The organism is Chryseobacterium sp. Leaf394, assembly GCF_001424105.1.
GTDB lineage: Bacteria > Bacteroidota > Bacteroidia > Flavobacteriales > Weeksellaceae > Chryseobacterium.
Map to the genome: position 1 here is coordinate 1778450 of NZ_LMQH01000011.1, position 14315 is coordinate 1792764.

A 14315-nucleotide genomic window follows, 5' to 3' on the forward strand; every position below is an offset into this window, starting at 1 on the left:
ACGCCCGATTTTTTAATTTTAAAAAAAATCAGGGATGATTCCAAAATACAGACAAAAATTTAATTCAGAATTCTCTGAGGAGAAGTATTTAAAAATAAATTCCATCTTAGCAGAAAAAAGCGGAATTAAAACAGGATTTAAACTTTCTGAAAGTCCGATTTTTCTGACTGCAGATTTCAAAACAAAACTTACAGACGCCAGCGAAAGTATTTTAGACCAAATTATCGCCATGTCTCCGGAAGCTCTACAGAAAGCCATTCCTGAAAACTGTAAAGTTCCGAATGATACTTTAAAACCTCATTTTTTCACCATCGATTTCGGAATCTGTAAAAATTCAGATGGTGAAGTTGAACCTCAGCTGATTGAGCTTCAGGCATTTCCATCTCTGTATGCTTTTCAAAAGGTGTATGAGGAAGCATTCTGTGAAGTCTACCCTTTTCTCAATGATCTGAAAAGTAAGATGAGCGATGAAGAATTTTTGTCGCAGATGAAAAACCTGATTGTAGGAAACGAAAATCCTGAAAATGTAATTTTACTCGAAATTTATCCCGAAAGACAGAAAACAGAAGTTGATTTTAGGCTGACAGAAAATTTTCTGGGAATAAAAACAGTTTGTCTAACCAAAATTAAAAAAGAAGGCAAAAAACTTTTTTATGATAACGACGGTCAGTTGACAGAAATCAAAAGAATTTACAACCGCGTCATTTTTGACGAACTCGACAGAATTCCGGATCTGAAAACTGAATTTGATTTCAGAGAAGAGGTTGATGTAACCTGGGTGACGCATCCCAACTGGTTTTTTAAGATTTCAAAATATCTTTTGCCTTTATTAAAGCATAAATTTGTTCCGAAGAGTTATTTTTTAAATGAATTTCCTGAGGATGAAAATCTGAATGATTTTGTTTTGAAACCACTTTTCTCCTTTGCAGGAAGCGGTGTCAATCTTTATCCAACAACGGAAATTACAGATAAAATCGAAGATAAGGAAAACTATATTTTACAGAGAAAAGTAGAATACGCTCCGGTTTTTGAAGATATCAACGGAGATTTTTCACGTGCTGAAATCCGGCTTTTGTATGTTTGGCAGGAAGATGATGAGCGTCCGGTTTTGGTTCAGTACCTTGTAAGAATGACCAAAGCAGAAATGGTGAATGTAGATTTCAATAAAAAAGACGCCATCTGGATTGGCAGTTCACATGCGTTTTTTGGCGAGGAATAAATAAAAATCGGGTGAACCACTGGCTCACCCGATTTTTTTATAAACTTTAATCTAAATTAAAGTCCTTTATTTTCTTCAAGCAATTCTCTCGCCTGATATTCCTGTACAAGATCAATTGCATTAGAAATAACGTCGCTCAAAGCTGTGATGAATGTGCCGTCTTCAGCCATTCCCATCGCATGTTTCAAAGCCTCAATTTCTTTTGGAATCGTTTCATAACTCACATCTCTGCCCGATTCCTGCATTCCTTCAATGATTAAATTGTTGATTTCCTCTTCAGTTCGGCCACGCAGATGTTTTTCGTTGCGGATGATGATGTGGTCAAACATTCTGCCGGCAATTTTTCCGCAAAGCTTGATATCTGCATCTCTCCTGTCGCCAACTCCTGAAATAATTCCTATTTTCTTGGTAGCTTCGACATTTTTAAGGTAATCTTCAATCGCCTCGTAACCCGCCGGGTTGTGTGCAAAATCGATTAAGACCTTAAAGTTTTTAAAATTAAATACATTCAGTCTTCCCGGAGTAAGCTGAGCACTTGGAATAAAAGTTCTGAGGGAATTGGAAATATCTTCAATCGCAAATCCGTAGAGATAGCACGCCAAACTCGCAGCAAGTACGTTTTCAATCATAAATTTAGCTTTACCTTCCATCGTAATCGGGAAATCTTTAGCTTTACCAATCCTGATTTTCCAGTCGCCTTTTTTGATGGTAACGAAGCCTTCTTCATAAACGCAGGTCGTTTTTCCTTCCTTCGCATATTTTTTAATGAACGGATTGTTTTCGTCCATACTGAAAAGTGCAATATTGCTGTCGAGATCGTTGATGATTCTCATAGAATATTCGTCGTCGGCATTCATGACGCTCCAACCGTTCTTCTTTACACTGTCGAGAATCACGCGTTTTACTTTCGTAAGATCTTTAAGATTATGAATATCGTTGATGCCTAAATGATCTTCCTTAATGTTGGTTAAAACCCCAATATCACAGTTGGAAAAACCTAAACCTGATCTTAAAATTCCGCCTCTGGCAGTTTCAAGAACAGCAAATTCTACCGTTGGATCTTTTAAGATAAATTCTGCGGAAATCGGACCTGTAGTATCGCCTTTCGTCAGCATCGTATTTTGAATGTAAATACCGTCCGATGTGGTAAATCCTACTCTGTAACCGTTATTTTTTACAATATGAGAAATCAATCTGGTGGTTGTAGTTTTCCCGTTGGTTCCTGTTACGGCAATAATTGGAATGGTAAATGGTTTTCCTGGAGGATAAAGCATATCAACCACTGGCGCAGCAACGTTTCTCGGCAAACCTTCGCTCGGTGCAAGGTGCATTCTGAAGCCCGGAGCAGCGTTTACTTCAATGATAGCAGCACCACTTTCCTTCAAAGGTTGGGTAAGGTTTTCAGCCATAATATCAATTCCGCAAACATCAAGACCTATGATTTTCGAAATTCTTTCAGCCATGGTTATATTTTCCGGATGCACCATATCGGTAACATCAATAGAGGTTCCGCCGGTTGAAAGATTGGCAGTTGATTTAAGGTAAACCACTTCACCTTTTTGAGGAACTGTATCTAAAGTATAATTGAGTTTATCTAAAAGCTCGGTCGTATCTTTGTCCACTGTGATTTCAGTCAGTACATTTTCGTGACCGTAGCCTCTTCTCGGATCCTCATTTTCCTTATCAATCAGTTGCTGAAGATTTAATTCTCCGTCACCAATCACGTGAGCGGGAACTCTTCTTGCCGCAGCAATCATTTTGTTGTTGATTACCAAAACTCTGAAATCATATCCGGTAATATATTTTTCAACAATTACTTTTTTTGAATAGGTCTGGGCGTGTTCCAAACCGATTTTGGCAGCTTCCCAATCATTGACATTAATTGAAGAGCCTTTACCGTGATTTCCATCCAAAGGTTTGATTACGATAGGATAACCGATTTTTCTTACCACCTCATCCAATCCTTCTTCATCAACGATCAGTTCGCCGATCGGCACCGGAATTGCGGCGTCGTGAAGCATTCTCTTGGTCAGATCTTTATTACAGGCAATGTCTACACCAATACAGCTTGTATTTCCGGTAATCGTTGCCTGAAACCGCTGCTGATTTACACCATATCCTAACTGAACCAAAGAATTTGTACCCAATCTGATCCATGGAATTTTTCTTGAAACCGCTTCTTCTACAATACTTCCTGTGGAAGGACCTAGACGTACCTTTTCACGGATTTCCTTCAGTTTCTGAATGCATCCTGCAATATCATACTCTCTTCCTTCAACGAGTGCTTCCACGATTTTTACAGACTCTTCTGCTGCAAAAATTCCTGCGTTCTCTTCGAGATAATTAAAAACTACATTGTAAACTCCGGGCGTTCTGGTTTCTCTGGTTCTTCCAAAACCAACATCCATACCTGCTAAAGTCTGAATTTCGAGTGCGATATGTTCGATAACATGACCCAACCAGGTTCCTTCCTGTACTCTGTGAAAAAAACCGCCTTCTACGCCTTCAGAACACCGGTGAGATAAAAGTGAAGGCAGCAATTTCTCGATACGCTCTCTGAATCCATCAATCTTATTGGTAGGATAATTTTCCATTTCCTGAAGATCCAATCTCATCTGGATAAGCTTTTTTCTTCTTATGCTCCAAATGTTTGGACCTCTTAGCGCCTGTATTTTTTCAATGTTCATATAATGATGTAGAATTAATTGTCAATTTTTCGTTTTACACTCAAAGATAATGCAAAACATTAAAAGAATGCAAAATCAAATTAAATATTTCTTAATGTCTTTTTAAAATCGGTGAGCAATCTCCAATGGAAATCAATTCGTTAAATGTAGGTTTACATTTTATTAACCCACCAAATTTTTTTAATTTTGCAAACTATGAAACCTGTGGGAAAACTAATTATTATCGGAGGAGCTGTAAATAAAGGCAGTTTCGCAGAAACGGAGTACGACCAGAATGTTGAAAAAAACCTTAATTTTTTTGAAAGAGGAATTTTAAGAAAAATCATTACAGAATCCAAACACAAGGAAAATTCTGTGATCGAAGTCATTACGACCGCTTCACAGATTCCAAAAATCGTAGGTGCAGAGTACAAAAAAGCGTTCGAATATCTCGGTGCAAAAAATGTAAATATTTTAGACATTCACAACCGTGAAGAAGCAAACTCGGATGCATTGGTAGCCAGAGCAAACGCTGCCGACGTGGTAATGTTTACAGGTGGAGATCAGCTTAGACTGACTTCAATTCTTGGCGGAACAAGATTTCATGATACTATTTTACTGAAATATCAGGAGCAGGATTTTATCTATTCCGGAACTTCGGCAGGTGCTGCGGCGGCTTCTGAAAACATGATTTATCAGGGAAGCAGTTCTGAAGCTTTGCTGAAAGGTGAAATTAAAACAACCCAAGGCTTAGGCTTAATCGACAATGTGATTGTTGACACCCATTTTGTTCAGAGAGGCAGAATCGGACGGCTTTTTCAGGCCGTAGTCAACAATCCGAGAACTTTGGGGATCGGTTTGGGTGAAGACACTGGACTTTTTATTCACAACGACGTGATGACAGCTGTGGGATCCGGACTTGTAATTTTAGTAGACGGCCGATTTATAAAAGATACCAATTTAACTAATATCAACCTAGGAGAACCTATTTCAATCGAAAATCTGACGGTTCATGTGATGTCGATGAATGACCACTATAATCTTACGACAAAGGAAATGACGATTGAGAATTCTCAGTTTAATCCTATTCCGCAAACGTAATTTATGAGCAATAGGTAATGAGCAATGGGTAGTCAGCAATAATCTGTGATTATTAATATACTTATTAACTCTGCTATTTATTCGGCGAATCGCTCGCAGCCCGGCCTGAGTGGAGCTCTTTTTGTTATTGCGTTTCTGTAAAAGTTCAATTCAGAAACCCAACCGAACGCAATAACAAAAAAGCGGGAACGGAGGACGGAAACAGCTGCCCAAATAAAAAATCTCAGACTAAAATCCAAAAAATTTATATATTGTTATGAAAATCATCATTCACGGAGGTTTTTTCTCTGAAAGCGACCAAAGTAACGAAGTAAAAGCTGCAAAACAGAATTCCTTAAAAAGCATTGCTGAAAAGGCTTATCAATATTTACTTAAAAATTCGGCGGTGGACACTGTGGCTTACGCAGTTTCTCTTCTCGAAGATGACGAACTTTTTAACGCCGGAATTGGCTCTCAAATTCAGAGTGACGGAATCATCAGAATGAGTGCTGCCCTGATGGATGGCGAAACGCAGAAAATGAGCGGTGTCATCAATATTCAGGATGTAAAAAACCCGATTTTCGTTGCGAAAGAACTGATGAAAGAAGACGACAGAGTTTTAGGCGGAAGTGGTGCGAAAAACTATGCGAATGAACATGGATTTGATGATTTTTCCACTGAAATTCCACAAAGAAGAAAGGAATACGAAGCTAAACTTGCAAACGGCGGAAAAGGAACTGTAGGCTGCGTTGCCATAGACAAAAATGGAAAACTGGCTGTGGCCACTTCAACCGGAGGAAAAGGCTTTGAAATCCCTGGAAGAATTTCAGATTCTGCCACTGTTGCCGGAAATTATGCCAATGAATTTTGCGCTGTCAGCTGTACCGGAGTGGGCGAAGATATTGTAAGCAATGCCACTTCCGCGAAGATTGTGACAAGAGTTACAGACGGGATGACATTGCAGGAAGCGTTCAATAAAACCTTTACTGAACTGAAAACAATTGACGGTTTCGCCGGAGCCATTGCAATTGATAGAGACGGAAATATTTTTCATCAGGATTCTTATCCTAAAATGGTTTTTGCGAGTTTTGATGGAGAAAGTTTTGAGGTTTTTGAATAGTCTGTACCACAACTTTTTTTTGATTGTCTGCAATTTTTAATAATTTAAGACAAAGAGAATAAAAAATCTGCGTTTTAAAATCTGTGCAAATCTGCGGGAAATATAGCTGCCGGCAATCCGATGCGCTTCAACATAATAAAATCATAGAAAAATTTTAACAAAACTTTAATTGTCTTAAAAATTCTTTGGCATAGATTTTACATATTTCATCATATCAATTAATTACAAATTAAAAAATAGAAATTATGGGAAATAAGACAAAAGGATTATTGGCATTGGTAGGTTTAGGTGCATTGGCATATTGGAGATACAATAAAGCAACACCTGAAGAAAAACAGGCAGTAAAAGATAAGATCAACAACGCCAAAGATAATATCAACAAATGGGGAAATGATCTGAAGGATAAAGCAAATGATCTTAAAGAAAAAGCAAACGATGTTGCATCGCAGGCTCAGGGTAAATTTGACGAAGCAAAGTCAACAGTTGAGCAGAAAGTAACTCAAAACTAGTAATTAGTTAACATTCATATATACGGGAGAAAAGGTAAGTTTTTAACAGCTTACCTTTTCTTTGCTTTTATGGCATAGACTAACGGAATTTTATTCCCAAACTTTGTGATCCGCCACTTCCCTTTTTCAAATTCTTCCACGTGTCTGAAACACGCGTACGGCGACCAGTCAAATTCCCTGAAATTTTCCAGGATTAAATCTTTATCCATCAAATTTTGTAGCACATCAGACAAAGGATGATTCCATGAAACATAATCCTGAACGATGTTGGCGGACTGATCGGCGTATGTTCCCTCCGAAGTTTCAACAATCGGTTTTTCATTAAAATAATTGTAGGCAACACCTTCAAAATCATCATCGTACATCCATACCACCGGATGAAATTCTGCCATAATAAAATAGCCATCTGGTTTCACAAAATGGCTGACAACATTTGCCCACCGTTCCAGATCCGGCAGCCAGCCAATGGTTCCGTAACTTGTAAAAACGATGTCGAATTTTTCATTTAAAACATTGGGTAAATTGTAAATGTCGGTACAGATAAACTTTGTATCAGTTATGCATTTTCCAGCCAATTCTCTCGCGGCATCAATCGCTTTATCCGATAAATCAATTCCGGTAACTTTTGCACCCATTCTGGAAAGTGAAATAGAATCCTGCCCGAAATGACACTGCAAATGCAGAATACTTTTTCCTTTTACATCTCCCAGCAAATCCAATTCGATTGAATTAAGGGAATTTCTTCCTTTTAAAAACTCATCCACGAAATAAAAATCTGATCCTAAATGCGGCTCTACCCTTGCATTCCAGGAATTTTTGTTGATGTCTAAATAGTTGTCCATCGTTTATATTTTCTGTAAATATAATTTTTTTGAGGAATTTGTGTGATTTGCTGAACGAAAAATTTCGAATTTATTAAAGTAAGTTTATCGAAATATTAATTTCAGGAATAATTAAATAATTCTTTCGCATTTTTCCCTCTCATTTGATAAAAAAAATTATATTTATAAATATTTAATTTTCAAAAATATCTGATGAAATTAAATTTAAAAATGATACTTAATACTTACAGATAAATATGATTAATTTACAGAAAGGTCAGAAAATTGACATTGGACTCAGCAAAATGACAATCGGTTTAGGATGGGATCCGAGTGAAGGAACAGCCCATGATTTCGATCTGGATGCTTCAGCTTTTATGATTGATGAGAGAAGACAGATCCCGAGCGAACCGTTTTTTATTTTTTATGGAAATACAGATTCCCCAGACGGCGCTTTGAGACACACCGGCGACGACCCTACCGGCGGGAACAGTGCAGACGGCGATGATGAAAGCATCGAAGTTGATTTATCTAAAGTGGACCCCAGAATTAATGAAATTCTAATCGTTGTAACCATTCATGATGCCATCGATCGAAAACAGAATTACGGACAGGTAAGAAATTCATACATCAGAATCGTAGATGACAGCAACGGTCAGGAAGTGGCAAAATATGAGTTGGGAGAAGATTTCTCTATTGAAACAGCTGTGGAATTCGGAAGACTTTACAAAAGAAACGATCAGTGGAAATTTGAGGCATCTGGAATCGGATATCGTGAAGATTTAGCGTTTTTCCTTTCAAAATATTACAGCGGACAAATTATCAAATAATAAATATGGCAATCAATTTACAAAAAGGTCAGACGATCGATTTAAGAAAAAATGACCGTGGAGAAAGTGTTTACGATTTATCACAGGTAACCATTGGTTTGGGATGGGACGTCCGTCAGAAACAAAGTGGTTTTTTCGGAAAAATATTTGGCGGGAAAGAGGAAGAATATGATCTGGATGCTGTAGCTTTTCTTCTCGACAGTAACGGAAAAGTGGCTGACCTCGGGAGAACAGCAGCTGTTGGCGGAAGAAATGTTGCTTTGTACGGCGGTGATGTTATTTATTTCAACTCCATGAGACATCCAAGCGGAAACATTTGGCTGACAGGAGATAACAGAACAGGTGCAGGAGACGGTGATGACGAACAGATCATTGTACAGCTGGATAAACTGGATCAGAAATATCAGAAAATACTATTTGTAGTTACTATTTATCAGGGAAGACAGAACAACCAGCACTTCGGGATGGTAGATAATGCCTTCATTAGAGCTGTCGACGCCCGTGGAAAAGAAATTACAAAATACAGTCTTTCCGGCGACGCATCAATGAACGGAATGTGTTCCATGGTTTTTGCTGAAGCTTATAGACATAACGGCGACTGGAAATTCCGAGCTCTTGGTGAGCCTGGACAAACCGATAATTTCGTAGATATATTAGCAAAATACGCCTACAAATAATCTATAATGAGAAGATTACCCGTTTATTTATTACTAGACACTTCAGGTTCAATGACCGGCGAACCGATTGAAGCTGTAAAAAATGGAGTTCAGATGATGCTGCATTCGCTACGTCAGAATCCTCAGGCTATTGAAACTGCCTATGTAAGCATCATTACATTTGACAGCGAGGCTAAACAAATTGTACCTCTTACCGATTTGGCTTCATTCCAAATGGTGGACATCAAAGCTTCCGGTACCACTTCAATGGGTGCAGCTTTAGGATTATTAGCCGACAAATTAAGCACTGAAATTACCAGAACCACCCTCGAACAAAAAGGTGACTGGAAACCGATGACTTTCATCATGACCGACGGTATACCAACAGACGACTGGCAAAGTGGATTTTCTAAATTGAAAGCTGTAAACAAAGGTTTAATCGTAGGTTGCGCCGTCGGGAGCGGTGCTGATGATAAAATTGTGAAACAAATTACCGAGTCTGTGATCAGACTGGACAATGCGGATTCTGCAAGTATCAGCAAATTTTTCCAATGGGTAACAGATTCTATTTCTACAACTTCTACCAAAGTGGAAGAATCCGGAAAAGAAGTAACAGGATTAGATCAGCTTCCTCCTCCACCGTCTGAGTTGGTAATCGTTGCATAATTATGAACAGACGATTATTAGCCTATTTTTTACTGGACACTTCCGGATCGATGAGAGGTGAGCCCATCGCTGCCTTGAACAACGGTTTCAATGGTTTGGTAAGCATGCTCAGATCAGATCCGCAGGCTATGGATTCTTTGCACATCAGCGTGATTACGTATGACCGGGAGGTGACCAATCTGATTCCGCTTGTTGATCTGGCAAGTTTTCATCCTGTAGAAATTACCTGTCCGGAAAGCGGGCCTACCCACACTGGACAGGCTTTGGAAATGGTATATCACCTGGTGAAAAAAGAAGTTATAAAAGGATCAGCTGACCGAAAGGGCGACTGGAAACCTCTGCTTTTTATTTTTACAGATGGTAAACCTTCAGATTTGCAGAAATACAAAGAGATGACTCCTTTAATCAAAAGTTTAGATTTTGGAGTTATCGTAGGCTGTGCCGCAGGTCCGAAAGCGGAAGTCAGTTTTCTTCAGGAACTTACGGACAACGTTGTGAAGCTTGATACCACAGATTCCAGCACGCTAACAAACTTTTTCCAATGGGTAAGTTCGTCCATCGAAATGGGAAGCAAAACGCAGGGAACCGGAGAAAGCATGACTTTGCCACCACCACCAAGTGAATTGAATATTATAGTTTAAAGACCAAATTATGAGAAGACTACCAATTTATTTCCTCATCGATGTATCAGAATCGATGGTGGGAGAACCTATTGAGCAAGTTCAGGAAGGAATTGCATCCATCATCAAAGAATTAAAAACAGATCCTTATGCACTGGAAACCGTTTGGGTTTCGATCATTGGTTTTGCAGGAAAAAGCAAAATCATCACCCCTTTGCAGGACGTCATCACATTTTATCCTCCAAAAATACCTATCGGAAGCGGAACTTCTCTTTCAAAAGGGCTGGAAGAACTGATGAATTCCATCGACAGAGACGTTGTAAAAACCACTTACGAACGAAAAGGAGACTGGAAACCTGTCATATTCTTATTCACCGACGGAATTCCAACTGATGATACTTCAAGAGCGATTGAGAAATGGAATACCGATTACCGTACGAAATCAAATTTAATTATCGTTTCGATTGGCGATAATACGAATGTAAATCTGCTAGGTAAATTATCTGAACAGGTTTTGATGTTTAACAATACAGACAGCAATTCCTATAAAGAATTTTTCAAATGGGTGACTGCATCAATCAGAGCTACAAGCGAAAATATCAACAACAATAATGGGGATGGAATTAATTTAAGCAAATCCAATCCTGAGATTATTGAGAAGATTGATTTGAGTAAAAACTATTCTGTACCCGACAATAATTTTGTTGTTTTGAATGGAAAATGTTCCACGAATGACAGACTTTATTTATTAAAATTTAAAAAATCACTTCAGGAATCACGCGTTCCAGGCTTTGATACTCGTTTTTATAAAATTGAAGGCGCTTACAAAATTGATGAAAATTCTTACAGAGAATATTCGGAAGGAGGTTCCAGCACCAACAAAATTTCAAGTGAGGAAATCTATGGAAATCCGAGTTGCCCGTCTTGTGGAAACAGTTTTGCACTGGCAACCTGTATTTGTGGAGGTATTCACTGCATCGAAGGTGACGGCGTTGCAAAATGCCCATGGTGCGGAAATGCAGGTCAATATGGAGCTGCAAAAGGTGGGTTTGACATCAACAGAACTTTAGGTTAATATGAAAAGTTTATTGCAGGACGTCTTAAAAGAAAATCAAATTGACAGCAACAAAATAGTGGACATCACTGTTGAAAAGCTTACCGATAATGCCAAAATATACGAATTATCGAAAACCATCAAAGACCTGAAGTCACAAATATTACAAATTTTCACGATGCACAGAGACAGAGAAGAATTCAGGGAAAGTTATATCACGATTCCAAATGCCAATGTAAAAAAGGAATATAATTTCACATTTGACCTTTCAAAATATCCCTCCATTATCATTAAGGAAATCAAAAATCTGGACGCTGTGGGATTGCAGTTTGATGCCGAAAACATTTCTATTCACGGTATTCCAACACAGGCAAATACAACTCAAATTGAAATTGTTTTCTTTAATAAAAATGATGAAAATTTACAGGAAGATATTAAAATAATTCCCTTTATTGTAAACGCCGATCCAAAGGATTTATGGCTTAACAAACCCAGCCCTAAAGACAGCAGATTTCCGAAAGAAGATAATGTTACTTTTAAGTCGGAATTTTTAGATAAAAAAATTGTTATCGCTTCTAAAAGAGGTAGGTCACATGCTCATGAAGGTACTTTCCGCGATGATGATTTTTTAATGAAAAACTTACCAGATGATTGGGCAATTGTAGCTGTAGCAGATGGCGCAGGTTCGGCAAGATTTGCGCGTGCAGGATCTCAGTTTGCAACAGAATTTATTGTTAAAACTTTTGACGATGAATCTCTTTTAAATAAATTATCAGATGCTGTCACTGTTTATTTTTCCAAAGAAACCAAGGAAAATTTAAATGAAGAAACTGAAATAATCGACGAAGACTCAAATAATTCTGAAAATTCTTTAAGTTCAAATCCTGCAGGCGATGAAAAAATAAAAAGCAAAAGTCTTATCATCAATTCTCTTTATCACAATGTAAAAAATCTTCACAGCGGGCTTTCTCAACTGGCAACTGAAGAAAATGCATCATTAAAAGATTTTCATACAACGTTGATTTTCACTTTGGTGAAAAAATTTGATTTTGGATATGTTGTTTTAAGTTTTGGTGTTGGAGACTGCCCTATCAATGTTTTGGACAAAGAAAATTCCAGTGTAAAACTTCTGAATTTTCTGGATGTTGGCGAAAGCAGTGGCGCAACGCGTTTCATTACAATGCCGGAAATTTTCGGTAAAACTGATATGGTTAACCGCTTTAAAATCAACTGTTTTAAAGATTTTTCTAAACTTTTATTAATGACAGACGGCATTTACGATCCAAAATTTGTTGTAGAAAGCAAACTGGAAAATCTGGAAACCTGGAAGAATTTTTTACGAGATTTAAATGGTGAAAATGAGGACGAGACCAAAGTTGATTTCGTGGATGATTCAGATATTGAAAACCAGCTGTCAGCCTGGATGGATTTTTGGAGTAAAGGCAATCACGACGACAGGACTTTAGCCGTAATTTATTAAAAGTATGAGTGTAGTAAAGGTAAAATCAATCATAGATTCCTCAAAAACATATGAATATGTTGACGATGGAAATCCGAAAAAAGGCGGTGTAAAAGATGTTTATTTTTCACCAGACAGAAAATATGTGGTGGCATTTTTCAGAGATCCGCTGGACTTTAATCAGAAAGACAGAATCAAAAGAATCGTATCTCTATACCTCGAAAATATAAAGAAAGGCAACAGTGCAGATTATTTTTTAGATGAAATTTTCAGGTGGCCTTACGATGCGGTTGAGCTCAATGGCAAAACCGGCGTGATTGTACCTATTTACAATGCAAAATTTTTCTTTAAAAAAGGATACAAATCCAACGAACTGATAAAAGGTGGCGAAAAAGTTGGGAAATGGTTTACCACACCATCTTTCCGAGACAGTCAATATCCTTTATCGTTAGATAAAACCGAACTTGGGGATTGGCTCAGTTATTTTCAGATTGCCATTAATATTTCCAGGGGTGTGAAAAAAATGCACCAGATGGGTTTGGCTCATTCTGATTTATCCTACAACAATGTTCTGGTAGATCCGGTGACAAAATCTGCTGCAATTATCGACATCGACGGCTTGGTTGTTCCCGGTTTATTTCCTCCTGAAGTGATTGGTACAGCCGATTTTATCGCTCCTGAAGTTTTAAAAACAAAACATCTAAAATTACAGGATCCCGGCAGAATTTTGCCTAACCAAAAAACAGATTTACATGCTTTAGCCATTCTTATTTACATGTATTTGCTGAGAAGACATCCCCTTCGTGGCGGAAAAATCTGGGATTTGGAATCCGAAAAAGACGAAGTTTTGTCAATGGGTGAAAAAGCCTTGTTTGTGGAACATCCCACAGATCCAACCAACCGAGTGAAAGCAGATCATCTGAAAGTCTGGAATAAATTTTGGGGTGATCCGTCTAAAATTCCGTATACTGTAACCGGCCCGTACCTGAGTGAATTGTTTAAAAAAGCTTTTATAGACGGTCTGCACAATCCTATACTTCGCCCAATTGCCAATGAATGGGAAACGGCTCTGCTGAAAACAGTTGATTTAATTCAGCCCTGCAGCAACCCGAACTGTGATGAAAAATGGTATGTTTTCGACAATACTTCCAAACCAAAATGCCCTTTCTGCGGAACTCCTCACAAAGGAACTTTGCCTGTGATTGATCTGTACTATAAATTTAAAGACAATGTCTGGAAACCTGAAAATCACAGATTAATGGTGTATCATAATCAGTATCTTTTCAAATGGCATGTATCAAAAAAAGTGATGAGAAACGAAAGTCTGACTGCAATTGATAAAAAACCGGTTGGATATTTTATTTTTTACCAAAATAAATGGGTGCTTGTAAACCAAAATCTTCAGGCAATGAAGGATATCACTGAAGACAAATTAATTCCCGTGAACTCAATGGTAGAGCTAACTGACGGTAAGAAAATCATGCTTTCTGATGAGGAAGGTGGCCGGTTGATGTACATAACATTGACGAATAAATAAAAAAAAATTCAAAAAACAGCCAAAACTACGGCATCACGTAAAATAATTTAAAAAAGCCTTATTACCTTTGTCAGAGAA

The 14315-nt window shown here is 37.9% G+C and carries 13 protein-coding genes; 11 read left to right on the forward strand and 2 right to left on the reverse strand.

The window, feature by feature from the left end; translation table 11 throughout:
* Positions 1-34 precede the first annotated feature (34 nt).
* Positions 35-1219 carry a hypothetical protein gene (locus ASG21_RS12775; RefSeq protein ID WP_056080667.1) on the forward strand — a complete coding sequence of 395 codons (1185 nt, stop codon included), beginning with the start codon at positions 35-37 and terminating at the stop codon, positions 1217-1219.
* A 56-nt stretch (positions 1220-1275) separates the two neighbouring features.
* Here ASG21_RS12775 and cphA read toward each other — a convergent pair whose 3' ends face one another.
* Positions 1276-3906: a cyanophycin synthetase gene (gene cphA, locus ASG21_RS12780; RefSeq protein ID WP_056080669.1), complete on the reverse strand. Its 2631-nt coding sequence runs from the start codon at positions 3904-3906 to the stop codon at positions 1276-1278.
* Positions 3907-4101: 195 nt separating this feature from the next.
* Here cphA and ASG21_RS12785 point away from each other — a divergent pair, with 195 nt between their 5' ends.
* From ASG21_RS12785 to ASG21_RS12795, 3 genes are all read left to right on the forward strand, one after another.
* Entirely contained in the window at positions 4102-4986 is an 885-nt protein-coding gene (locus ASG21_RS12785) for a cyanophycinase (protein WP_056080671.1), read from the forward strand.
* A gap of 256 nt (positions 4987-5242) precedes the next feature.
* Positions 5243-6085, forward strand: a complete 843-nt coding sequence (locus tag ASG21_RS12790) for an isoaspartyl peptidase/L-asparaginase (protein ID WP_056080673.1) — start codon at positions 5243-5245, stop codon at positions 6083-6085.
* Between the two features lie 245 nt (positions 6086-6330).
* On the forward strand, positions 6331-6594 hold the full coding sequence (locus tag ASG21_RS12795) for a YtxH domain-containing protein (protein ID WP_056080674.1): 264 nt from the start codon (positions 6331-6333) through the stop codon (positions 6592-6594).
* A 50-nt stretch (positions 6595-6644) separates the two neighbouring features.
* Here the strand turns inward: ASG21_RS12795 and ASG21_RS12800 are convergent, their stop codons facing one another.
* On the reverse strand, positions 6645-7436 hold the full coding sequence (locus ASG21_RS12800; protein WP_056080679.1) for a class I SAM-dependent methyltransferase: 792 nt from the start codon (positions 7434-7436) through the stop codon (positions 6645-6647).
* A 236-nt stretch (positions 7437-7672) separates the two neighbouring features.
* Between ASG21_RS12800 and ASG21_RS12805 the strand changes: the two genes are divergently transcribed.
* The 7 genes from ASG21_RS12805 to ASG21_RS12835 are packed head-to-tail and all read left to right on the forward strand — an operon-like array spanning position 7673 to position 14237.
* Positions 7673-8245: a TerD family protein gene (locus ASG21_RS12805; protein ID WP_056080682.1), complete on the forward strand. Its 573-nt coding sequence runs from the start codon at positions 7673-7675 to the stop codon at positions 8243-8245.
* A 5-nt stretch (positions 8246-8250) separates the two neighbouring features.
* A complete protein-coding gene (locus tag ASG21_RS12810) occupies positions 8251-8922 on the forward strand; it encodes a TerD family protein (RefSeq protein ID WP_056080685.1) in 672 nt (223 codons plus the stop codon).
* A 6-nt stretch (positions 8923-8928) separates the two neighbouring features.
* Complete coding sequence (locus ASG21_RS12815) at positions 8929-9567, forward strand: VWA domain-containing protein (protein WP_056080688.1); 639 nt, start codon at positions 8929-8931, stop codon at positions 9565-9567.
* 2 nt (positions 9568-9569) lie between these two features.
* On the forward strand, positions 9570-10208 hold the full coding sequence (locus tag ASG21_RS12820) for a VWA domain-containing protein (RefSeq protein WP_056080691.1): 639 nt from the start codon (positions 9570-9572) through the stop codon (positions 10206-10208).
* A gap of 10 nt (positions 10209-10218) precedes the next feature.
* Positions 10219-11262, forward strand: a complete 1044-nt coding sequence (locus ASG21_RS12825) for a TerY-C metal binding domain-containing protein (protein WP_056080694.1) — start codon at positions 10219-10221, stop codon at positions 11260-11262.
* Position 11263: 1 nt separating this feature from the next.
* Positions 11264-12721: a PP2C family serine/threonine-protein phosphatase gene (locus ASG21_RS12830; protein WP_056080697.1), complete on the forward strand. Its 1458-nt coding sequence runs from the start codon at positions 11264-11266 to the stop codon at positions 12719-12721.
* Positions 12722-12725: 4 nt separating this feature from the next.
* Positions 12726-14237 carry a kinase gene (locus tag ASG21_RS12835; protein WP_056080700.1) on the forward strand — a complete coding sequence of 504 codons (1512 nt, stop codon included), beginning with the start codon at positions 12726-12728 and terminating at the stop codon, positions 14235-14237.
* The last annotated feature ends 78 nt before the right edge of the window (positions 14238-14315 follow it).

Bases quoted from the DNA above. Each gene is read 5' to 3' on its own strand.
- ASG21_RS12830 (WP_056080697.1), top strand. From the start codon at position 11,264: ATGAAAAGTTTATTGCAGGACGTCTTAAAAGAAAATCAAATTGACAGC.
- ASG21_RS12810 (WP_056080685.1), top strand. From the start codon at position 8,251: ATGGCAATCAATTTACAAAAAGGTCAGACGATCGATTTAAGAAAAAAT.
- ASG21_RS12835 (WP_056080700.1), top strand. From the start codon at position 12,726: ATGAGTGTAGTAAAGGTAAAATCAATCATAGATTCCTCAAAAACATAT.
- ASG21_RS12790 (WP_056080673.1), top strand. From the start codon at position 5,243: ATGAAAATCATCATTCACGGAGGTTTTTTCTCTGAAAGCGACCAAAGT.
- ASG21_RS12815 (WP_056080688.1), top strand. From the start codon at position 8,929: ATGAGAAGATTACCCGTTTATTTATTACTAGACACTTCAGGTTCAATG.
- ASG21_RS12795 (WP_056080674.1), top strand. From the start codon at position 6,331: ATGGGAAATAAGACAAAAGGATTATTGGCATTGGTAGGTTTAGGTGCA.
- cphA (WP_056080669.1), bottom strand. From the start codon at position 3,906: ATGAACATTGAAAAAATACAGGCGCTAAGAGGTCCAAACATTTGGAGC.
- ASG21_RS12785 (WP_056080671.1), top strand. From the start codon at position 4,102: ATGAAACCTGTGGGAAAACTAATTATTATCGGAGGAGCTGTAAATAAA.
- ASG21_RS12800 (WP_056080679.1), bottom strand. From the start codon at position 7,436: ATGGACAACTATTTAGACATCAACAAAAATTCCTGGAATGCAAGGGTA.
- ASG21_RS12805 (WP_056080682.1), top strand. From the start codon at position 7,673: ATGATTAATTTACAGAAAGGTCAGAAAATTGACATTGGACTCAGCAAA.
- ASG21_RS12775 (WP_056080667.1), top strand. From the start codon at position 35: ATGATTCCAAAATACAGACAAAAATTTAATTCAGAATTCTCTGAGGAG.
- ASG21_RS12820 (WP_056080691.1), top strand. From the start codon at position 9,570: ATGAACAGACGATTATTAGCCTATTTTTTACTGGACACTTCCGGATCG.
- ASG21_RS12825 (WP_056080694.1), top strand. From the start codon at position 10,219: ATGAGAAGACTACCAATTTATTTCCTCATCGATGTATCAGAATCGATG.